At 71.3% G+C, this 20,995-nt stretch carries 21 protein-coding genes; 12 read left to right on the top strand and 9 right to left on the bottom strand.

The genetic code is table 11. The features are described 5' to 3' along the window. Window positions 1-5: 5 nt before the first annotated feature. Both MCAG_RS00350 and MCAG_RS00345 read right to left on the bottom strand, forming a co-directional pair. Entirely contained in the window at window positions 6-1,268 is a 1,263-nt protein-coding gene (locus MCAG_RS00350) for an ABC transporter substrate-binding protein (RefSeq protein ID WP_007071018.1), read from the bottom strand. 55 nt (window positions 1,269-1,323) lie between these two features. Next, a complete protein-coding gene (locus MCAG_RS00345) occupies window positions 1,324-2,337 on the bottom strand; it encodes a hydroxyacid dehydrogenase (RefSeq protein ID WP_007071016.1) in 1,014 nt (337 codons plus the stop codon). Window positions 2,338-2,505: 168 nt separating this feature from the next. Between MCAG_RS00345 and MCAG_RS00340 the strand changes: the two genes are divergently transcribed. Continuing rightward, window positions 2,506-3,603 carry a substrate-binding domain-containing protein gene (locus MCAG_RS00340; RefSeq protein WP_050777803.1) on the top strand — a complete coding sequence of 366 codons (1,098 nt, stop codon included), beginning with the start codon at window positions 2,506-2,508 and terminating at the stop codon, window positions 3,601-3,603. Between the two features lie 45 nt (window positions 3,604-3,648). Here the strand turns inward: MCAG_RS00340 and MCAG_RS00335 are convergent, their stop codons facing one another. The 3 genes from MCAG_RS00335 to MCAG_RS00325 are packed head-to-tail and all read right to left on the bottom strand — an operon-like array spanning window position 3,649 to window position 8,276. Further along, entirely contained in the window at window positions 3,649-5,619 is a 1,971-nt protein-coding gene (locus tag MCAG_RS00335; RefSeq protein ID WP_007071015.1) for a DUF2264 domain-containing protein, read from the bottom strand. Then, window positions 5,606-7,504: a heparinase II/III family protein gene (locus MCAG_RS00330; protein ID WP_050777802.1), complete on the bottom strand. Its 1,899-nt coding sequence runs from the start codon at window positions 7,502-7,504 to the stop codon at window positions 5,606-5,608. Before MCAG_RS00330 ends, MCAG_RS00335 begins: the two co-directional genes overlap by 14 nt. Beyond that, entirely contained in the window at window positions 7,497-8,276 is a 780-nt protein-coding gene (locus MCAG_RS00325) for a sugar phosphate isomerase/epimerase (protein ID WP_198141451.1), read from the bottom strand. The genes MCAG_RS00330 and MCAG_RS00325 overlap by 8 nt, the downstream gene beginning before the upstream one ends. Before the next feature lie 278 nt (window positions 8,277-8,554). Here MCAG_RS00325 and MCAG_RS00320 point away from each other — a divergent pair, with 278 nt between their 5' ends. Then, a complete protein-coding gene (locus MCAG_RS00320) occupies window positions 8,555-9,376 on the top strand; it encodes an NPP1 family protein (RefSeq protein WP_007071012.1) in 822 nt (273 codons plus the stop codon). A 110-nt stretch (window positions 9,377-9,486) separates the two neighbouring features. On the opposite strand, the gene MCAG_RS30100 is transcribed toward MCAG_RS00320, so the two are convergent. Continuing rightward, on the bottom strand, window positions 9,487-9,831 hold the full coding sequence (locus tag MCAG_RS30100) for a non-reducing end alpha-L-arabinofuranosidase family hydrolase (protein ID WP_083802147.1): 345 nt from the start codon (window positions 9,829-9,831) through the stop codon (window positions 9,487-9,489). 676 nt (window positions 9,832-10,507) lie between these two features. Between MCAG_RS30100 and MCAG_RS00310 the strand changes: the two genes are divergently transcribed. The 7 genes from MCAG_RS00310 to MCAG_RS00285 are packed head-to-tail and all read left to right on the top strand — an operon-like array spanning window position 10,508 to window position 15,636. Next, complete coding sequence (locus tag MCAG_RS00310; RefSeq protein WP_036371704.1) at window positions 10,508-11,674, top strand: glycosyltransferase; 1,167 nt, start codon at window positions 10,508-10,510, stop codon at window positions 11,672-11,674. Then, on the top strand, window positions 11,671-12,990 hold the full coding sequence (locus MCAG_RS00305) for an aromatic ring-hydroxylating dioxygenase subunit alpha (RefSeq protein ID WP_232290022.1): 1,320 nt from the start codon (window positions 11,671-11,673) through the stop codon (window positions 12,988-12,990). The genes MCAG_RS00310 and MCAG_RS00305 overlap by 4 nt, the downstream gene beginning before the upstream one ends. Continuing rightward, window positions 12,987-13,499 (top strand): aromatic-ring-hydroxylating dioxygenase subunit beta, encoded by a 513-nt coding sequence (locus MCAG_RS00300; RefSeq protein WP_050777801.1) that lies wholly within the window; start codon window positions 12,987-12,989, stop codon window positions 13,497-13,499. Before MCAG_RS00305 ends, MCAG_RS00300 begins: the two co-directional genes overlap by 4 nt. Before the next feature lie 7 nt (window positions 13,500-13,506). Further along, window positions 13,507-14,715, top strand: coding sequence for an MFS transporter (locus MCAG_RS00295; RefSeq protein ID WP_050777800.1), 1,209 nt, complete (start codon window positions 13,507-13,509; stop codon window positions 14,713-14,715). Window positions 14,716-14,718: 3 nt separating this feature from the next. Next, on the top strand, window positions 14,719-14,865 hold the full coding sequence (locus tag MCAG_RS31935) for a hypothetical protein (protein WP_157547768.1): 147 nt from the start codon (window positions 14,719-14,721) through the stop codon (window positions 14,863-14,865). Further along, window positions 14,862-15,110, top strand: a complete 249-nt coding sequence (locus MCAG_RS30095; protein WP_083802145.1) for a carboxymuconolactone decarboxylase family protein — start codon at window positions 14,862-14,864, stop codon at window positions 15,108-15,110. The genes MCAG_RS31935 and MCAG_RS30095 overlap by 4 nt, the downstream gene beginning before the upstream one ends. Further along, entirely contained in the window at window positions 15,100-15,636 is a 537-nt protein-coding gene (locus tag MCAG_RS00285; protein ID WP_036371701.1) for a hypothetical protein, read from the top strand. The genes MCAG_RS30095 and MCAG_RS00285 overlap by 11 nt, the downstream gene beginning before the upstream one ends. On the opposite strand, the gene MCAG_RS00280 is transcribed toward MCAG_RS00285, so the two are convergent. After that, on the bottom strand, window positions 15,579-16,235 hold the full coding sequence (locus MCAG_RS00280; protein WP_036371699.1) for a flavodoxin family protein: 657 nt from the start codon (window positions 16,233-16,235) through the stop codon (window positions 15,579-15,581). The two genes, MCAG_RS00285 and MCAG_RS00280, sit on opposite strands and share 58 nt — an antisense overlap. A 139-nt stretch (window positions 16,236-16,374) precedes the next feature. Further along, on the bottom strand, window positions 16,375-16,635 hold the full coding sequence (locus MCAG_RS00275; protein ID WP_007071004.1) for a hypothetical protein: 261 nt from the start codon (window positions 16,633-16,635) through the stop codon (window positions 16,375-16,377). A gap of 103 nt (window positions 16,636-16,738) precedes the next feature. On the opposite strand from MCAG_RS00275, the gene MCAG_RS00270 reads away from it, so the two are divergent. Beyond that, on the top strand, window positions 16,739-18,679 hold the full coding sequence (locus tag MCAG_RS00270; protein ID WP_232290021.1) for an ATP-binding domain-containing protein: 1,941 nt from the start codon (window positions 16,739-16,741) through the stop codon (window positions 18,677-18,679). Window positions 18,680-19,098: 419 nt separating this feature from the next. Then, the gene (locus tag MCAG_RS00265) at window positions 19,099-19,629 is read left to right on the top strand and encodes a hypothetical protein (RefSeq protein WP_050778128.1); all 531 of its coding nucleotides are present in this window, start codon (window positions 19,099-19,101) and stop codon (window positions 19,627-19,629) included. A 171-nt stretch (window positions 19,630-19,800) separates the two neighbouring features. On the opposite strand, the gene MCAG_RS00260 is transcribed toward MCAG_RS00265, so the two are convergent. Beyond that, window positions 19,801-20,466: a TetR/AcrR family transcriptional regulator gene (locus tag MCAG_RS00260; protein ID WP_232290020.1), complete on the bottom strand. Its 666-nt coding sequence runs from the start codon at window positions 20,464-20,466 to the stop codon at window positions 19,801-19,803. Between the two features lie 50 nt (window positions 20,467-20,516). Between MCAG_RS00260 and MCAG_RS00255 the strand changes: the two genes are divergently transcribed. Beyond that, window positions 20,517-20,855 (top strand): hypothetical protein, encoded by a 339-nt coding sequence (locus MCAG_RS00255; protein ID WP_036371694.1) that lies wholly within the window; start codon window positions 20,517-20,519, stop codon window positions 20,853-20,855. Window positions 20,856-20,995 lie beyond the last annotated feature (140 nt).

The raw sequence follows: 20,995 nt of genomic DNA, 5'->3' as shown, positions 1-20,995 counted from the left end.
GGCGTTCAGTCGACCTCGGACTTGACCCGCTTGCCCATCTCAACGATGCCGGCGTCCACGGACTTCTCACCGGTCATGATCAGCTCGTGCTCCTCGTTGAGGATCCTGTCGACGTCGGAGGACTTCTCGCTCACCGGCATCTCCAGCTTCACCTCGCCCGGCTGGAACGCCTTCTTCGCCACCTCGTCGTTGGCCATCCCGTCCACGCCGAAGTACAGGTCGGTGATGGCCGCGTCGGTGTACGCCGGGAAGACCCCGATCTTCGCGATGGTCGCCGCGCCCTTCTCCCCCGACGCCCAGGCGACGAACTTCCGCGCCGCCTCGGCGTTGCGGGCCTTCTTGTTCACCGCGAACGCCGTCGGCGAGCCGAAGGTGGTCGAGGCGCCCTCGGTGGCCTGCGGCAGCGGCGCCATACCCCAGTCGACTTTGATCTTGCCAGCCTTCTTCTCGTCGATGAGTCGGGCGGCGTACCAGGTGCCCATGGGCAGCATCGCCGCCTTCTCCTCGGAGAACATCGTGTGGTAGGTGACCTTCTGGGTCCTGGCGGTGGCCCACTTCAGCGTCGCCCCCGACTTCTCCAGGTCGAGCGCGAGGGCGTACTGCGGCTTCATGAAGTTGTAGTCGCCACCGAGCTGGTCGCCGCCGGTCTGCGCCGCCGCGATGGCCTGTACCAGCGACCGCCAGGTGTGCTGGTAGGTCCCGTACACGGTGTTCGCGCCGCTGCCCGTGGTGGTCTTCTTGGCCAGGTCGGCGTACTCCTGCCAGGTGAGGTTGGTCAGGTCGGCGCCGGAGTTCTGCAGCAGCTTCTTGTTGTAGTAGAGCACCCAGAAGTCCTGGCGGTAGGGCAGGGCGAAGTAGTCGCCGTCCAGGTCGAAGGCGTCCAGGCCGCGGTACTTGCTCTTGTCGAGCTTGCCCACCTCCTCCTTGAGGGAGGCCAGCTGCCCGCGGGTGCCGTACCGGGCGTAGTCGATGACGTTCTTCATGGTGATCACGTCGGTGCTGTCCCCGCCGGCCAGCATGGTGGTGACCTTCTCCGGGTAGTCGTCGGCCAGGATGTCGACCGGCTGCACGTCGACATCCTTGTGCTCCGCCTCGTACGCCTCGACCAGGGCCTTGAACTCCGGCGTGGTGTCGTAGTTCCACAGCGCCACCGTCAGGATCGTCTTGCCGTCGGCGGTGGTGGCGGACTTCTCGCCGCTGCCGCAGCCGGTGGTGGCCAGCGCGATACCGGTGGCGATCGCCAGGGCCTGGGTAAACCTTCTCTTCACAAGAACTCCTTCATCGGGGGATTCAAGCGCGACGACCGGGGCAGTCGCTGGCGGGTCAGGCGTGCAGGGTCAGGGCCTCGGGGGTGACCTCGGCCCGAAGCGGTTCGGCGGCGATCCACCGGGACAGCTCGTCGAGGGTGTGGTCGGTCAGCCGCAGGATCTCCGAGCCGAGCGACCCCGCGATGTGCGGAGTGATCATGACGTTGGGTGCGCCACGCAGCGCGGCGTCCGCGGGCAGCGGCTCGGGCTCGGTGACGTCGAGGATCGCGAAAAGCCGACCGGAGCGGCACTCCGCCGCGAGAGCCTCGGAGTCGACCAGGCTGCCTCGGGCGGTGTTGATGACCGTCGCGTGGTCGGGCAGCAGCGCGAGTTCCGCCGCGCCGATCATGTGGTAGGTGCTCGGCAGCGCGGGCGCGTGCAGTGACAGGATCTCGCTGCGCGGCAGCAACTCGTGCAGGTCCATCAGCGTCGCGCCGGCCAGGGCGACCTCGGCGGGATCGGCGTGCGGGTCCGCCACCAGACACTGCGCGGAGTCGAGACAACCCAGGAGGTCGACCACCCGGCGGCCGATCCGGGAGAAGCCGACCACGCCGACGGTCCGGCGGTAGTTCGACAGGTCCCCGTACCCGTCGCGGTGGCCCCAGCCCTGGTACGCCGCCTCGGGATCGGCGGCGATGAACGGCGCCTTCTTGCCGGCGAAGATGATCGCGGCGATGGTGTACTCGGCGACCGGGATCGCATTGGCGTCCGCGGCGTTGGTGACCCGGATGCCGCGCCGCCAGACCTCACCGGTGACCAGGGAACGGACGCTGCCGGCGGCGTGGAAGACGGCCCGTAGGGCCGGGGCTGCGGCGAGCCGCTCGGCGGTCAGCGTCGGCGCCCCCCAGGAGGTCACCAGCACCTCGACCGCCGCCATCCGGGCGCGAGCGGCCGGGGAGTCCAGCTCGTCCACGCAGATCGGATCGGCCAGGGCGACCAGCTCGGCGAGCCGTGCCAGCCGTGCCTCGTCGAAGTGGGCCCGGAAGGAGTTCCGGTCCATCACGACGAGTGCCTGCTGCTTGGTCTGCACCGTCAACCTGTCTCCCCGATTACGGATCGTTGGCCGACATTCGACCGGCACGAAGCCTTTGAATTCGTGTCGGTGACATGGATAACCTATTCCGAACACGGTCGCTACAAGGCGGTCTGGATCGATCCGAAACATTCACGAACGAACACAAGCCTGGAGGACGGCTCCATGCCGAGGAACCGGATGTTCAACCTCCAGCGCCGCGAGCGACTCATGGAGGAGTTGCGTCGCCACGGAGCGGTGCGGGTCAATGAGCTGGCCAGCACCCTCGGCGTCAGCGAACTCACCGTGCGCCGCGACATCACCGCCCTGGCTGAGGAGAACCTGCTGACGAAGGTTCACGGTGGGGCGACGCTTCCCACCCAGCTTGGGCCCGAGCCCCGGCGGCAACGCCCGGCGCCCACCCGCTTCACCGTCGGCATGGTGGTGCCGTCGCTCGACTACTACTGGCCGTCGATCGTCACCGGCGCCCGCAACGCCGCCGCCTCCCTCGGCGTGCACATCCAACTACGCGGGTCCAGTTACGACCCGGAGGAAGACCGCCGGCAGATCACCCGACTCATCGAGTCGCAGCAGGTCCAAGGGCTGCTGCTGGCACCCAGCCTGGAGGGCGACGGGGTCGACGAGATGATCGGCTGGATCGGGAACCTGCCCGTGCCGACTATCCTTGTGGAGCGGCAGACACCCCGATGGACGCCCACCCTGCGCCAGCTGGAGTGGGTGCGCAGCGACCACTCGCTGGGCCTGGAGATGGCGGTGCGTCACCTGCACCAGCACGGCCACCGCCGGATCGGACTCGTGCTCTCCAAGGGCAGCCCCACCTCCGCCCACCTGGCCCATGGGTGGGCGCTGGCCTGCGCCGACCTCGGCCTGCCCGACGACATGGTGATCCGGGAGGCGGTCGCGCTGGACGCGCCGGGGCACCGGGAAATCATCGACGGCATCCTGCGCCGGTGTCGGCGGTCACGCACCACGGCGCTGATCGTGCACGGCGATCCCGACGCGATGTCCATTGCCCAGTACTGCGCCGAGCAGGCAGTGTCCATCCCCGACGACCTCGCCCTGGTGTCGTACGACGACGAGGTCGCGCATCTGGCCGAGCCGGCCCTGACCGCGGTCCGGCCCCCGAAGAGTCAGGTGGGCCGGGTGGCGGTCGAGTTGATGGTGGCCCGGCTGCTGGAGGGCAGACGCCGCTCCTCGCAGCGCGTGCTGATCACCCCCGAACTCGTGATCCGGGACTCGTCCACCCCCCGCCCGTCCCGCTGACCGGCCGAGTCCGCTGCTTGTGGCCGGCGGCGACCCCGCGCCGTCTCAGGTCGCCTCCGCGCTGGGGCAGGACGGCAGGGACAGGGTCGACGTCACCCCGTCCGGCCACCGGACGGTGACCGTGTCCGCCGTCCCGTCCAGCCGTACCGTCACGGTCGGCAGCGCGGTCTGCGCCGCGTCCGCCCCCCGCAGGACAACCGCCGCCACGTACACACCGCCCACCCGGGGCGCCCGCGCGGTCCGCAGCAGCGGCACCGCCACATGCTCGCCCAGCGGGGAGGTGTGTCGTTCCCGGCGTGCCTCGGCGGCGTCGAGCCCGACCAGCCCCACCAGGCAGGAGACCAACCGGTCACCGGTCACCTCGACGCCGGGGGGATCGGCTAGCACCCGGACCTCGGGCGGCCCGTCGCCGGCCACCGGCCAACCGCTGAACTCCAGCCGGGTCGCGGCGTCCAGCCCGACCGAGGAGTCGACCCGAGCCGCCCGCACCTCCACCGCGCCGCGCAGCAGCGACCCCATGGTCAGCGTCGGACCGTGCCGAACCGCACCCCGGCGGCCCGAGCCGTGGTCCGGACCGTGGTCGTCCTCCGTCGCGACCCAGTGTGCCCGGGCCCGCGACAATGCCCGGCCCACGCCGTCGACCAGGTCACAGCCCAGCGCCTCGAAACCGTTGCGATGGGTGAACCGACCCGTCCCGTCGACCACCGTGGCGGAATTGTCCGACGGGTCGCCGACCGCCGCCCCGACCAGCGGCGACAGGGTGGCAGTCGAGTAGCCCAGCCGGGCATACAACGGCGAGTCCGCCCGCTCGTCGTGCGGCACCGAATGGTCCGTGCCGTGGTTGACGATCCGCACCAGACCGTCCCGGTGGGTGCCGCTGACCAACCAGCCGGGTACCGGCAGCGCGACGGCCACGTCCCCCCGTTCGACCGGCAGCGGCCCCTCCGGCTCCGTCCAGGCCGGATGGTCGGCGGGCAGGGCCAGGCCGAGCATCCCCTTGGCCGCCCAGTACGGCGAGCCGGGGCCGGAGTAGGACTGTGCCATCGCCGGCCACTCGCGGTGCCAACCGAGTGTCAGCAGCCCTCGCCCGTCCGGCACCCCGTTGGCCTCGAAGTGCGCCAGGATGCCGCTGCACGCGCGCCGGAGCACCCCTGGGGCCAGATCGCTGGCGCCGGTCATCGCGCCCACCCAGAACGGTGCGGCGGCGGCGAACCGGTAGCTGAGGCTGCGGCCCTGCAACAGCGGGGAGCCGTCCGCGCCGATCAGGCACACGGCGTCGTCGAGGAACCGGGCGAGCCGCTCCCGCCAGGCGAGGCGGAGCCCATCGGGGCAGAACTCGCCGGCCATCTCCGCCCAGAGCAGTGGATAGACGTGCAGGGCCCACCCGCCGTAGTGGTCGTAGGCCCGCTCGGGTCCGTCGCTGTACCACCCGTCCGCGCGGTACAGCGACTCGTGGACACGTAGTCCACGCTCCACGTCCTCCGCCGACCACGGGCCACCCACCGAACGCAGGAACGTCTCGACGACGATCTGGAACCACACCCAGTTGATCGGCGGGTACTCCTGCCCGACCACGGTGCCGAGCCAGGCCACGATCCGCTCGCGGTCACCGGACGTCAGCAGATCCCACAGCCACGGCCGGCTCAGGTGCAGGCCCAGCGCGATCGAGCAGGCCTCGACCTTCGCTTGGCCGAGCCGGTCCGGGCGCGGCCACGCAGTCGGCGAGGAGGGATCGGTGCCGGCCCGCAGCCCGTCGGCGTACCACTGGGCCAGTCCGTGCGGATCCGCGCCCGACTCGCCGCGCAGGCGGATCGCGGCCAGCAGGAACGACCGGGCGAACGCCTCCAGCGAGTCGCTGTCCCGGCCGTACGCGCTGGCGCGCCCCGGCAGGTCGATCCGTGCGTGGTCGACCGAGGCGTACGGCCGCAGAGCCAGCAGCATCCGGTCCGCCGAGGCGGCCCAGTGCGCCCGGGTGTAGCCGGTGAACGGGGACAGTCGCCTGTCATCGGCGGTCATGCTGGCCTCCCGAGGCGGTCAGGGTGAACGAGCCGGCGGTCGCTGCCGGCGGCACGAGGATCAGCCGGTGAACGGCCTCACCCCAGACACCGCACAGCAGCGGATCGTCCACGACGTGCCGTTCGAGCCGTCCGGCTCCGGCGTGCGGATCCCACGCCAGGGTGAGCACGCGCCCGCCGAGGGAGCGGATGGTCAGCTCCCCGGCCTGGTGGGCGAGCGGATCGCCGGCGATCACGTGGTGCAGCCGGACGTCGGTTGGGTGGTCGACCTGCCAGGCGTCGGTCACGGCGACCGTCCCCGTACGCCGGTCGAGGCGTACCTGCCGCTGCCACGACCGGCAGCCGGCGTCCGGGGCGTACGTGCCCGCGAGGTCGAGTCGGGCGGTGTCGCCGTCCGCGCCGAGGTCGACGGTCATCGCCGTGGCCCGGAACCCGGGCCCGGGAGACTGCCCGTGGCCGTTGACGACCGGCAGGTTGTGCCACTGGCTCTGGGTGACCCACTGCTCGTACCGCCGGGCGGTGAAGGAGACCGCCGTGTAGGTCGGCTGCCCGAGGTCGACCAGCACGGGCACCCCGTCCAGCGCCACCAGGTAGGAGCCGACGTCGTTGTGATTGTGGTTCTCGTCGTTGTGCCCGCCCTTGACCGCCACGCACAGCCCTCGGGTGGAGCCGGGGTGCTCGCGGCTGACCAGCACCTCGACCTCGGGCAGCCAGGACGTCGCGGGCAACGGCGCGGCAGCCGGCGACTGGGCGGCCCACGACACGTCGGCGAGCCCGAGCACGGCCCTGCCCAGCCCGGCGTCGGCTGTCACCGCCGGCGTACCCGGGACGCGGTGGCTCGCCGCGTGCGCGACGACCTGCTGGTCGCCGGTGGCCCGACCCCACCGGTGCAACACGTGCCACGCCTGCTCGACGTCGGGACGGGCAGGGCCGTCGCCGACGTTGACGTACCATCCGTCGCCGAGCGCCATCCGGTGCGGGTACCGGGCCAGCTCGGGCAGGGGCGCCCAGTGCCACGGGTCCAGCAGCCCGTCGGTGGCCCGGTCGAGCAGGTCGAGGGCCTCGGCGAGACGTGCCGGCCCGTTCCACCAGTAGGCGTAGCCCTCGTCGCAGCCGCCGTCGGCGGGCAGGGCGGTGAGGTACCGGTCGAGGCCGTCGACGACGAGGTCGACCACCCGAGCCCGCACCGGTGCGTCGTCGACCAGGAACAGGGCGGTCGCGAGGAGGTGACCGTGGATCCACGGGTTCCAGTTGTGCAGGTGCCCGTCCAGGCCGAGCCAGTGCCACTCCCGGCTGCCCAGGAACGGCTCGACGACGCGCCGCCGGGCCTCCCGACGCATCCTGTCACGCAGTCCGGGCACCCGGGCGTCCAGGGCCGGGGCCAGGAGCAGGTCGGCCCAGGCCAGCACGGCGACGGTTTCGGCGGCGCCGAGGTCGAGGTAGGGGCGGTCAGGGTCGGGCAGCACCTGCCCGCGCTCCGCGGCGAAGGATTCGTGTGCCGCCCAGCACCAGGTGGTCTGCTCGCAGAGCGCCAGCAGGCCGTCCGCCGCCTCGTCGAGGTACGGCTGCCCGCCGAGCACCGCGGCCAGCACCGCCACGGACGTACGCCGACGCAGCTCGCCGGCCGGCTCCTCGTAGGCGGTGCGGTTGCCGTCGCGCCAGTAGCGTGCGTAGTCGGACAGCCGCAGCTGCGGCCACGGGCTGCGCCGGTTCGCCTCGGCCCGCTCGATGATCGCGCGGGCGGTGACCTCGTCCACGTGGGACCAGGCCCGCCGGTCACCGGGCGGGGCGAGCCCGATCGCCTCCCGCCCCCGTGCGAGGGCGGCCGCCCGGACGTCCGCGCCGAGCAACTCCCAGCGGCGGGCCAGTGGTCCCCGGTCAGTCACGCTCGTCGCCTTCCGCGATGAGGCGGGTGAGCGTGGCGGCCTCGTCGGCGACCCGGTCGGCGTCGTCGTCGACCACGAACTCCAGCAGGGTGTCGTGCTGGCGTCCGGTGCCGCGCAGCAGGGTGAACACGTCGCGCCAGAGCCGGTCACGGGCCCCCAGCGGCAGGCGCTCCTGCCGGGGCCACCAGGAGAACACGTGCACCGTGTCGACCCAGGGCAGCACCTGCCGCAGGTCGTCGAGGGCGTCGGCGTCGGCGAGCCCCACGCTTGGCTGCCAGTACGTGCGCACGCCGGGATGCCCGACGTCGGCGAGCAGGTCCAGTGTCGACCCGACGGTGTCGGTCAGCGTGCCGGAGTGGTACTCGAAGGCCAGGTCGATTCCGACGTCGCTGGCCTGCCGTGCGGCGGCGCGGGTTTCGTGGACCACCGCTCGGCGCTGCTCGACGGTGGCCGCCGCGGAGCCGACGGTGCCGGCCCAGATCCGGATCCGCGGGGCGCCGAGGGCGACCGCGCTGGACAGCACGGCGGTGAAGTCGTCGGCGGTGTGCGGACCGGCGTGGAAGTAGGAGCCGTAGGAGGCGACCCGGATGCCCCGGTCGAGGCCCTCGGCGCGTACCCGGGCCGCCGTCGCGCGGTCACCCGGTGGGACGTGCACGTCGGCACCCCATTCGACGCAGGACAGCCGGGCGTCGGCGGTGACATCCAGCACCGTCGACGCGGGCAGGTGTCGAAGGGTCACCGAGCAGATGCCGGGAGACAGGGGCCGGTTCACTGGTGGCACGCTCGCCCTCTCGGCAGACGGGGTGGGGTAAGCGCTTTCCGAGCCTAGATCAACCAGCGGCACGGGGCAAGGGGCCGCGCGGACGGCCTGGCTTCGTCGCTTCCGGACCGGCGGCGCACATTCCGGTTGGTCGGCCGCGGTCACCTGACGATCGCGCCGTATCCACCGGTGGCAGCAGTTCAGGACACAGACGCATGGGCGTCTGGCGCTGGACAGCTCCCGTGGCGACACTCGTGCCCAACCTGGACCAGATGTGAGGAGTTTTCGATATGGCCGATCCCGTAGCGCTGTCCACCGCCGACGATCCCGGGCGTGGCCGGCGGGGCAGGGCGAGGACCCGGCACGTTCTGCGGCCGCTGGTCGCCGTGGTCGGTGCCGCCGCGATGGTCATCGCCGGGGCCGGCGTCGCCCTCGCCACGACGCACCGGAAACTGCCGGGCAACGCGGAGGCGACCGAGCGCAAGTGGCAACCCGCCTACGACTACGACACCGACGGCTGCTACCCGGCCCCGGCGATCGGCCCCGACGGGACGCTCAACGGCGGGCTGAAGCCGACCGGCCCGCTCGCCGGTCAGTGCCGCGACTGGTCCGACCTGGACAACGCCAACGGGTACTCGCGGCACGCCTGCAACAACGGCTGGTGCGCCTACGCCTACGGCCTCTACTTCGAGAAGGACCAGCTCGTGGCCAACGTCCACAGCGGGCATCGGCACGACTGGGAGCACGTCGTGGTCTGGGTGCACGGTGACCGGGCGCACTACGTGGCGACCTCAGCGCACGGCGACTTCACAGTGCACGCCGCCGACCGGGTCCGCTGGGAGGGCACCCATCCGAAGGTCGTCTACCACAAGGAGGGTGTCGGGTCGCACGCCTTCCGGCTGGCCAACGCCGCCGACGAGCCGCCGGAGAACCACCACGGCAGCTGGCACCAGCCGACGCTGGTCGGCTGGAACGGCTATCCGGCCGGGGTGCGGGAGAAGCTGAGCGGCGCCGACTGGGGCAGCGCCAACTTCGGCCTGAAGGACGGCACGTTCGCTGCCACGCTGCGAGAGGCGCTGCCCGCCGGGATCCCCTTCAGCCCGGACGTGTGAGCTTCCACGGGAACACCCCTGCCCGGGCAGGGGTGTTCCCGGGTCGGCGGCGGGCGGAGTCGGCCACGAGCGGATCGCGCAGGGTCGGGCCCAGCCCGGCCGCGCCACGGTCACTCGCCGTCGGTGCGGGTGAGCAGTCCGATCCGCCACGGCAGCAGCGCGTACGGCGTGCCGGCCCCGGCCACGTCCACGCCCTGGTACAGCAGTTGGAGCCGCTGCGGGTCAATCTCCATGCGCTCGTCGTACCCGGCGCGGACGAGTTCGCCGTGGCTGACGGCGGCCGACCACACGCCGGCGGGGAAGGTCACGTTGCTGTGGTGGGCGAAGGCGTCGTCGCCGGCGCCGTGGGGCGTCCAAACCCCGTCGAGGCGGTCCGCCGTCCACGCCCGGTAGCACCGCCGCCCCTGGGAGTCGAACCCCTCGACGATCGTCAGGTACGCGTCGGTACCCCGGATCCGCGGCGAACGCCGCCGCCTTCACCGCCGCCGCGATCACCGGCTCCTTCGCCGCCGGACGCCTTGCCGCCGGACTAGCCGCGAAACGTCTCAGCCGCGCCTTCGTCTACCTCGTACTCGCCATCGCGGTGTTCGTCGTCGTCCAGGCCCTCATCAGCCCACCCCCGGCCTGAACCTGACGACTTCACGGCGGCGGCTCGCTCGGTCGCCCGGTACACCGCCGAACGCGCCACTGTCCACGCCCATTGCCGAATATGGACGAGACCCCACTAAGCTCGAATACCGGGACCTGCACCGCGAGGACGCCGAGTACGACTGGGGCAGCTGCCAGTTGAGGGGCATTGACATCGATTGCGCATCCCGGCAGGCTTTGTGAAACCGCCTGGGGCAGGTGGTGAATCCGGTTATTTCGAGGTTGTTCCGAGTAGCGTCGACCGATGTGTCCCTCAGCGATGGTGGGGAATGCGTAGAGCCTCCTAGTAGTACCCGGACGTCGACGGTCCCTTTCACCTGCCGGGCGTTCTCGCCTGTCCGGGGGCGGAGTTCTGCCGTTCGTGCGTCGCCGTCTCGACTCGTTTCTGAAGGCAGGGGGTGTCGCGGTCGTGGCCGCTGTGGTGCATCCAGAGCCAGATCCTGAGTCGCCCTGTTCGTCTTCTTTCGATGGATCGGAGATCTGATGCGCGTCGCCCTACTCACCACGACTCAGCACGGTCACCTGAACCCGTATGTTCCGGTGGTCAATGCGCTGCGAACTGCTGGCAGTGAGGTTGACCTGCTGTTGTTGTCTGCCGACGGTGGCGCGCTCGACGAGCAGCGTCGCCAGGCCTTGGGCAAGACGCAGGTCCACGCGATCGGGCAGGTCGAGATGGCGCCGTGGAGCGGCGACCCGGCGAAGATCGGCCCGATGCTCCAGTCGTCGCCGGTGGCAGACCAGACAGCTGACGCGCTCCGTGCGACGGCGCCGGACTTCGTGCTCGTCGATTCGCTGCCGGTCACGGCGTCGGCCATGGTCGGCGCACAGGCGTCCGGCGTGCCGTACGGGATGATCTGGGCCAACCTGGGTGGCGTATGCCCGAGCGAGCATCGACGAGGTCGCTGGCCGTACGACGAGCAGGTCGGCGACTATCTGACCAGGCACGGGGTGTTGTGGTCGACCCGGACTCATTCGGCCCGTTCGCCGATTCTCAATTTGATGCCGACGATTCCTGCTCTCGTCGGGTCCGACGCGGTCACCGACGACGGTGTGCAGCTGGTCGGGTTGCCGGGTGCGGCGGGCACCCGCGGCGACGAGGTCGCCTTCTCGGGCCTGGACCGGATCGACCCCGACCGCCCGGTGGTGTACGTCTCCTTCGGCACGATCTTCTACCGGCGGCCGGACCTGCTGCGCACGGTGATCACCGGGGCGGCGGCGACCGGTGCACAGGTGATCGCTGCGGTAGGAGATCTCGCCGAGGAGCTCGCGCTGCCCGACGAAGTGCTCACCGCCCCGTATCTGCCGCAACGTGAGGTGCTCGAGCGCGCCGACGTGTTCATCACCCATGGCGGGTACAACTCCGTGGCGGAGTCGATCCGGGCGGCGACACCGATGCTGGTGATCCCGCTGGCTGTGGATCAGCCTGTTCAGGCGTACTTCGTGGGTAACGCGGGCTTCGGGACGGCGTTGGAGCCGGCCGGCGTCACCGAGCAGGCGGTCGCTGACGCCGTCACCGATCTGCTCGATCCCGCCCGGGACTACCGGGCCCGGCTGCGCGCTGCGCAGCCGGAGTGCGGCGATTCTGCCGTGCGTACGGCCGAGCTGGTCATCAGCACGGTCGAGACGCTACAGCGAAAGGGGGAGCAGTGACGATCGAACTGCAGCGGCCGGTGGGCGACCCGATCGTATTCGATGACCTTGAGCGGCTCTCGTTCCGCGTGGATCGCCGCGCCTACACCGACGACGCCCTGGCCGCACGGGAGATGACCAGGATCTTCGATCGCTGCTGGTTGTACGTCGGGCACGAATCGGAGGTGCCCGGGCCGGGCTCCTACGTGGCACGCGACGTCGGCGGGCGCCCGGTGGTCATGGCGCGCGGGTCCGACGGCGTGATCCGGGTGTTCGCGAACAGCTGCACGCACCGTGGAGCTCTGATCTGCTCGCAGCCGGCCGGGCAGGCCAGGTCGTTCCGGTGCCCGTATCACGACTGGACGTTCTCCAACCAGGGCGACCTGGTCGGGGTCCCGATCCCGGACGGGTACGGGCCAGGCTTCCGGAAGGCGGACTTCGGCCTGGCCCAGCACCGTAGTGACAGCTACCGCGGTTTCGTGTTCGTCACCTTCGATCCGGAGCAGCCGCGCACCTTGACCGAGTACCTGGCGGGTGCGACGGAGTACCTCGATCTGATCGACGACCAGTCCGAGGTCGGGATGGAGGTGATCCAGGGTGCGCAACTCCACGGGGCCCGGGCCAACTGGAAGCTCATGATGGAGAACAGCGTCGACATCTACCACTTCCGGGCCCTGCACAAGCGTTACGTCGGCTACATGGAGTCGCTGGGGTCGGTGCCACCACGGCGACGAGGAGGCTTCGGCCGCGCCCTCGGACTGGGGCATGGAGCCAACGAGCTGCCACCGGCGGCAGCCCGCCCGCTCGCCTACTGGACGCCGATGTTCGACGCCGAGGTCCGGCCGCGGATCGAGGCGACGGCCGCACGGTTCGTCGACCGGTTCGGCGCCGAACGCGCCGAACGGATCACCGGCACCAATCGTGCGCTGCTGATCTTCCCCAACTTGATGATCATCGACGCGATCGCGATCACGATCCGCAAGATCGACCCGATCGGCGCCGGCCAGATGGCCATCACCTCGGTCGCCCTGGCCCCCAAGGACGAGGATCCGGACATCCGGAAACTCCGCAAGAGTCACTACCTGACCTTCCTCGGCCCCGCCGGCTTCGCCACCCCCGACGACATCGAGATCATCGAGTCGTGCCAGCGGGGTTATCTCAACCGCACGGTCCGCTACTCGGATCTGTCACGCGGCATGAACAAGCAGGTCCCGGAGACGACCGACGAGCTTCCCGCCCGCGAGTTCTGGCGGCAGTGGGACCGACTGATGCACGGCGACGACGGTCACCTCGAGGTCGCTCACCGCGCCGAGACGCAAGGGGCAGAACCGCGATGACCATCGAGCTGACGGTCGACGAGGCGGCCCAGGTGCGGTTGTGGCACCGGGTGAGCCAGTTCCTTTTCCGTGAGGCGCGGCTGCTCGACGAGTGGCGCCTGCTCGAGTGGTACGACGAGATGCTGACCGACGACATCCGCTACTCGGTGCCGGCCACCGACGTCCGCGGCGAGACCGTCGATGCGCTCGGGCTCATCGACGACGACGCTGCCCGGCTACGCCAGCGGATCGAGCAGCTCCTCAACGGTGAGGTGTGGTGCGAGAACCCTCGGTCGCGGACGAATCGGACGATCAGCAACGTGGAGATCCTGACCGATCGGGGCACGCACCTCGACGTGGCGGCGAATGTCATCGTGTACCGGTTCGGGCACGGGCGCTCTGATGCTTTCGTCGGCAAATGCCGGCTCGAGCTCGTCGTCGAGGGCGAGTCGTTCCGGGTCCGCAGACGGGTCGTGGTGCTCGACCACGAGACGTTGTACGAGCACGGAAAGCTCAGCATCATCCTGTGACCGGACAGTGACGGCGGCCGGCCTTGGCAGCGTCCCACCCGTTGCCGCCGCCCAGCCGAGTCTCCCCCGTGAGGTCTACGTCCTCAGTGTCGTTGGTGGCTGCGTCATGCTGGGCCTGGGACTGGTGCTCCCGGTGCTGCCGGTGTACGCGGCGACGTTCGGGGCCGGGCCCACCCAGATCGGAGCGCTCGTCGCCCTGTTCGCGTTGATGCGGCTGGCCACCAGTCCGTTCTGCGGCCGGCTCGGAGTTCGGTTCGGGGAGCGGCGAGTCCTGGTCGCCGGCCTGCTGCTGTGTGCGGTCTCCTCGGCCCTGACGGCGTTCGCCGGGTCCTACGGGCAGCTGCTCGTGTTCCGCGGCCTCGGCGGCGTCGGCTCAGTGCTGTTCTCGGTGTCCGCACTGGCGACGCTCCTGGCGATCTCGCCGGCCGACCAGCGGGGCCGGGCCAGCGCCGTGTTCGAAGCGGGTTTCCTGCTCGGCGGGATCTGCGGACCGGCACTGGGCGGGCTCCTTGCTCTCGTCGCCCTGCCCGCGCCGTTCATGGCGTACGCCGTGCTGTTGCTGGCCGCCGCGGTGCTGACACTGGCGGTGCTACGCACCGGTCGAACCGCCGGCGCAGAACCTGGCCGTGACGTGGTCGGGCTGTCGGTCCTGCTGCGGGATCGACGCTACCCGGTGGCTTGCCTCGCGGCGTTGGCGCAGGGATGGGTCTTGTTCGGGCTGCGCAGCGCACTGGTCCCCACGGTGGTCGTGGCGTGGCGGCATGACGTGACGTGGGTCGGGTGGGCGTTCACGATATCCGCCGTCGTTCAGGCGCTGCTGATCATGCCGGCCGGCCGGGTTGTCGATCGGGCCGGCCGCCGGCCCGCCATGATCGCCGGCACCGGTGTGGCTGCGGCGGCGATCACAGCCCTGGTGTTCGTGGACGGGTACGCCTGGCTCGTCGTCCTGCTCAGTGTGTACGCGGCGGGATCAGCGCTGCTCAACGCCGCACCGGCCGCGCTGATCGGTGACGTCGTCGCCGGTCGGGCCGGCAGTGGCGTCGCCGTCTTCTCGATGTGCACCGATGTCGGCGCCGTAGTCGGACCGGTCGTCGTCGGGCTCATCGCCGAGCGGGTGAGTGTTCCGGCAGCCTTCGGCAGCGGCGCCGTGCTGCTGGTCGTCGCCTTCGTGGCGTCGTGGACGTTGACAACTGTTCGACCAACACGAAGGAGTTGATCGATGAATCAGCCGTCTGCCCGACATGAGCGGGGTGAGGCCATGTTCCAGCAGGTCTTCGGACATGAGCGGGGTGAGGCCATGTTCCAGCAGGTCTTCGGCCGCGAACCGCGTCCGGGTTCCCACCCGGAGTTCCTGCACCGCACCTGAGCGTCGAGGAGCGGGAACTGGTCGCGCTGACCGCGGTCACGCTGGCGCGGACCGATTGGGAGTTGCGCGGTCACATCGGTGCGGCCCTGCACCTCGGGATGTCGCGAGAGAAGATCGTCGAAGTCATCATTCAGCTCGCCTACTACGGTGGCTGGCCGGTCGCCAACAACGGGCTGCGCGTCGCCCAGGAGGTCTTCGCCGAGCTGGACGGCGCCACCGGCAGGGACGCCGACCATGACCAGTGAATGGTCCTCCCTCGACCCGGCCGAGAAGGTCGACCTGTGGCGCCAACGGTTCTTCGAGGCCCAGGCGGCCGCAGAGGAGTTCATCCTGGGAGAGCACGGCGAAGAAGGCCTGGCTGCGTGGATCCAGGCGAACTCCCGCATCACCGCGGAGCTGCTGCAAGCGCAACGGCCCGCCGGGGTGTCCGCCACCGATCACTTCATGACCCGGCTGCAGCGTCAGCTGTTGCTGTACGACTCGGCGGTGACCAGTGAGCCCCAGCCCTCGGGCACCGTCCTGCGCAACGCCGACTGTGGGATCCTCCGGTACCGCAAACGGGCCGCCCGCGCCGGCGTGGTCCTGACGTTCTCGTCACCGTGCCCGTACTGCCAGGAACTCAACACCGCCATCGCCGCCCGCTACGTGGAACCGGACGTCACGGTGTCGTGCGAACAGGCGGGCGACGGGTGCACCTGGCGTGCGGAGTCTCCTCACGCTCCGGGAGAGGACGCGGCCGGGTCACCGCACCGCGGACGAGCCGGTGATTGAACCAACGGCAGTGCCGTACGGTCGAAGGCCGGCGACCGGATGCCGTCGAGCGTCATGCCGAGTTGCCGGCCCACGGCCACACACAGGTCGAGCGCCGCGGTGCGGGTCAGGTCCTGATGATCGTTCTGGGTGAAGCACGCCGACGCCACGTTCTTGTTCCGTAGGCGCAGGTACCACGGGAACAACGACCCCAGTGCAGGCTCGGTCAGCATCGTGCGCGAATGCACGATCGTCCCCACCAGCAGGTTGCCGAACGGGCGTTGCCCGGCGTTCATGAAGCTCTTCAGGCGTTCCTGGAAGATCTTCAGCACCGCGGGTACGTTCCCCGCGTACACCGGCATGGCGAGCAGCATCGCCTGCGCACCCTCGGCCAGATCGACGACATGCTCGAAGTCGTCGTCGAGCGTGCACCGGCCCACCCCGGGATCAAGGCAGGTGTCCTCGCCTTCGCACATCGCGATGCGATGGTCGATTAACCGAATCCGCTGGATCTCCGCGTCACCGACCTCCCGGACGACGCCGGCGATCGCCGCCTCGAGCAGCGCGTCGGTCAGCGACGGAAGACGCTTCTGCGTGCAGGACAACGCGACGATCTTCATCCGAAGGGCCTCCCCTGTCCGCTCAGCGCCACCCAGGACCGGCCACCTGACGAAGCCCCCTGGTGGCCGCACACCGAGGCAGCCTCAACCTACTCACAATTGAGCACCACCGAAACGGGTATCGAGAGGGTCTGTCTCGCTAAGGTGTTTCCGGCGTCTTCAGCGAGTAGGTTTCAGCGGCTGGGAACCGGTCGCCCGAAGGTGATGGAAAATGCGTCGAGGACCTGCTTCCATCGCACGGCCCATCGTGCGAGACGACCTGGTCGACGTGGGCGAGCCGGTCGCGGGCCAACGCGTCCGTGCCGGCGATCACCGGCCCGAACCCGACGTTGAGCGCGTGCGCGGTCAACAGCGCCGCGACCGAGACGTGCGGGTCCGCCAGGCTGGGCGGCTCGTTCAAGGCGTCGTCCTTAACTAGACGCAGCCGGATACCTCCCGCCGGCTGAACCGCCCAAGTAAGTCAAGCCTTACCTTTCCGGAAATTCTGCCGACAATAGGTGGACGTGGAGCCGAACGAACAAATCGCCGCCGAACAGTCCCACGTGTCCGCCATGTACCAGCGATTGGACGCCGAGACCGCCGCAGTGCGCACCGAGCAGGCCGCGCTGGACGCCGTGCCACCTGCCGAGCGGCCCGCAGTCGCCGCGATGCTGGCCGGCAGGCTCGCCGGTCTCGAGTCCGCCGAGCCGGGGTTGTGCTTCGGGCGCATCGACCGGACCGGCGCGCAGCCACTGCACGTCGGCCGCCGCGGGCTGTGGGCCGACGGCGAACCACTGCTCGTCGATTGGCGGGCCGAGGCCGCCCGACCGTTCTACACCGCGACGCCGGCCCACCCGATGGGCCTGCGCCGACGCCGGCACCTGCGGCTCGCCGGGCGGACAGTGGTGGGAATCGCCGACGAGCTGCTCGACGGTTCGCCGCCCAAAGCAGGGGATGTGGTCGGCGACGGGCCGCTCGCCGAGGCGCTGAGCGCGCCGCGCACCGGCCGCATGCGCGACGCCGTCACCACACTGCAGGCCGAGCAGGACGCCGTAATCCGCGCACCGGGGCGGGGCGTGACCGTGGTGCAGGGCGGGCCGGGCACCGGCAAGACGGTGGTGGCGCTGCACCGGGCCGCGTACGTGCTGTTCGCCTACCCGCCCGCCGCCCGGGGCGTCCTGGTGGTGGGCCCGGACGCGCGCTTCCTCGACTACATCTCGCAGGTGTTGCCGTCGCTCGGGGAGCATGACGTGCGCTTGGTCGCCCGCACCGAGATCGGCGGGTCGGGGCCGGTCGCCGCCGAGCCGCTCGACGTGGCCCGGCGCAAGGGCCGGGCCACCCTCGCCGCCGAGATGGCCACCCTGGTGCGGGCCCGGCGGCCGGCCGCCACGGCGGTTACCCTGCCGGCCGGGCCGGACCGGATCACGCTCGACGCCGCGGCGGTCGGCGACGCCCTCGCGGCCGCGGCGGACCTGCCCCACAACCCGGGCCGGGCCGCGTTCCGAGAACGACTGGCCGACCATGTCGCGCGGGCGCAGGTCCAGGTCGTCCACGAGCATCTGGACCGGTTCGACGCGGAGGCCGCCGTGGCCACCGGCGTCGACCTCGACGAGGCGGTGGCCGCTGACCTGCGCTCGCTCGGGCTGGCCGGCGCCCCGGCGGTGACCGTCCGGCTGGTCGACCCGGCCGCGACCCGCGCGGGTCTGCGCGCCTGTCCCGCCCTCGACTCGGCGGTCACCAGCCTCTGGCCGCCGCTGTCCGCCGAGGAGGCCGTCGAGGATCTCCTCGCCGCCCACCCCGAGCTGGGCCGCGAGCCGGGCGCGCCGTGGACCGCGGCCGACCTCGCTCTGCTCGACGAGGCACGCGAGCTGGTCGACGGCCCGCCCGGCGACGTGTACGGACATGTCGTCGTCGACGAGGCGCAGGAGCTCACCGAGATGGACTGGCGGGCCGTACTACGCCGCTGCCCGAGCCGGTCGATGACCGTGGTCGGGGACTTCGCCCAGGCCGGCCCGGTCTCCACGGTGAGCGGCTGGACCGAGGCGCTCGGCACCCGGATCACCGTCCACACGCTGACCGTCAACTACCGCACCACCGCGGAGATCCTCGAGGCGAGCCGCGACTTGCTCGCCGAGATCGCCCCGGAGCAGTCGCCGAGCCGGTCGCTGCGGCACGGCGAGCCGCCGCGCGTCCTGACCGGCGCGACCGTCGCGGACGAGCTGCGACCCGGCGAGCTCACCGCGGTGATCTGCGCCGACGCGGACGCGGCCCGGCTGGCCGCCGAGCTCGGAGACCGGGCGCGGGTGCTGCCGGTCTCCCGGGCGCGAGGGCTCGAGTTCGACGCGGTCGTTGTGGTCGACCCCGATCGGATCAAAGCGGCCCGCCCCAGCGGTAAACGCGACCTCTACGTGGCGCTGACCAGGGCCACCCGGAGGGTCACGGTCATCGGAAGTGAGCGGGCCTGATTCACACCGCTCTGCTTGTCGAGGTGCCGGCATGGCCGTCGGTGCTCTTTCACCTGTTTGCACGGAAACCTACGCGACCACCGGGTTTCCTGGATCCCGGGCCGTCCGCGAGCCAGGGTCCGCCCCTGCCGTTCGCGCAGCTCTGCCGGCGGCACCGCCGCTGGTGGACCCCGCATGGCACGAGTCATCCGGCCACGTGCCTTCGTAGACTGGCTCCCACGGCCAGGGACCGTCGTCGGCAGGGAAGGCTTCCGCAGCACCGTCAACGCCCTTCAACTGAGAGACGATGACCAGTGACCACACCACGCCCAACTGGCGGACCCGCAGGTCAACCCGCGCCAGATTCGCCAGATCGAACGAGAAGCGACGAGGGTGTGACGGGAGCCGGCGGGGCGGAGGTACGCCTCGCGGTCGACGAGATGATCCGTGTTCTCGGGTCACACGTCGGAGGCGACTGGACGGTCGCGGCGGGGACGCTGGAGTGGAGCTGCTGGACCACGGTGGCGCACGTCGCGCATGACCTGCTCGCCTGTGCGGGGCAGTTGGCTGGGCGGCCTGCGGACGGCTACCTGCTGTGCGACCTGATGGTCTCCCCCACCGCGTCGCCCGCCGAGGCGCTGGCGGTCGCCGCCGCGTGCGGCGGCCTGCTCGCCGTCGCGCTCGACGCGGCCGACCCGGGCCTGCGGGCCTGGCACTTCGGCCCCTGCGATCCGACCGGGTTCGCCGCGATGGGTGTGGCCGAGACCCTGCTACACACTTACGACATCACCCGGGGCCTGGGGGTGGACTGGCAGTTGCCCGCTCGGCTGGCAACCGTCGTGTTGGTCCGGCTGTTCCCGGACGCCCCGCCCGGCCCGCCGGGCGAGGTGCTGCTGTGGATGACCGGGCGGGCCGCGTTCGCCGGCCGGCCCCGCCGCGGCTCCTGGACGTGGCAGGCTGCGTTGCCTTGACCGTACGAGGCGGTGCGGGCTGGTGCGGTGGGATGGGGACGGCGTCGCCATGGCCACCGCCAGGCGCGCCGGGGTCGCTGCCCGGTGGGCGGCAGCTGCGGGGCGGGGCGTTTTTGCGCGTCGCCTGCTCACCGCGCCGGCCGCCCACCGGGCCCCGCGCGCGCCGGCAGGCTACGGCGCCCCCCACCGCTCCTGCCCGGCCCAGTACAGACCGTCGAGGAACCGGTGCATCCAGTCGCGGAACTCCCGGCGTTCCCGCGCCGGGGACGTGCCGCCGGCGGCCAACGCCACCACGTGCGCGTGCACGGCCCAGACCAGGCTGCGCACCGTGATGTGCGGGGTGGGCTCGGCCAGCGCGCCGGCCGCCGCGGCGGCCCGCAGCAGTTCCTCCACCAACTCGTACAGCGGCGCGGAGTAGCGCTGGTCCAGGTCGGCGTGCCGGTGCGGCTCCAGCCAGCGGCGCAGCCACAGCGTGGTGGTCTCCGGGTGCTCCTGCAAGAAGTCGACGAACACGTCGACCAGGTCGTGCAGCGCTTTCCGGGCGGCGGCGGGCCCGGTGCCGAGGGCGTCGTGGGCCGCCCGCGTCGCCGCCTGTAGCGCCTCGCGCTCGGCGACGAACACCCGGGCGAAGCAGGCGTCGTAGAGCTGGGCCTTCGTACCCGTGTGGTGGGAGACCGTGGCGACGTCGACGTCGGCGGCGGCGGCGACCTGCCGCAGCCCGACGGCGTCGAAGCCCCGCGCGGCGAACAGCTCGGTGGCGGCGGTCAGCACCACCTCGCGGGTGTCGCGGCTCTCGGAACGCCGGGGCCGGCCGGGACGCCGTCGGGGCATGGTCATGGCCGCCATTGTCCCCCCTGCAATCCGGCAACTGTTGGATTTAGGGCGGTGTGCCGTCGAAGGAACGCAGACCATGCCCCCGGCCCGCCCGCGCGCCGGGCACCGACCTGCCGCGCGGGCCGCTGATCGGCCTCGCCGCCGGCTGCCTCGGCACGAGTGCCTGGGTCACCGTACCCGGACCGCTGCTGCTGTGCGACGACGACCTGGCGCTGGCCGGGGTCCCGTACGTGGCGTTCACCGGGATGCAGTTGCCGCCGTTCGCGCTGATGCCGACGTCTGCGTCCCGGCGCGGGGCCGGCCCCACCGCCGGCATCGGATTGCCCGCGCACCCGATTCGGGCCGTCCCGCGCCGCCGCCCGTCGGCCGGGCCCGACGGTGGCCGTCGCTAGACTTCCGCCTCGATGGACGACCAGCCCTCCCCCACCGCCGAGACCCGTCCCTGCGCGCACTGCGGACGCGACGTGCCCCAGCGGGCCGGCGCGGGCCGGCCGTTTCGCTACTGCCGGACAACGACGGCGCCTGCCAGCGG

The sequence above is a fragment of the Micromonospora sp. ATCC 39149 genome (genome assembly GCF_000158815.1).
Classification (GTDB): domain Bacteria; phylum Actinomycetota; class Actinomycetes; order Mycobacteriales; family Micromonosporaceae; genus Micromonospora.
This window is presented reverse-complemented; position numbering and strand designations above follow the sequence as displayed.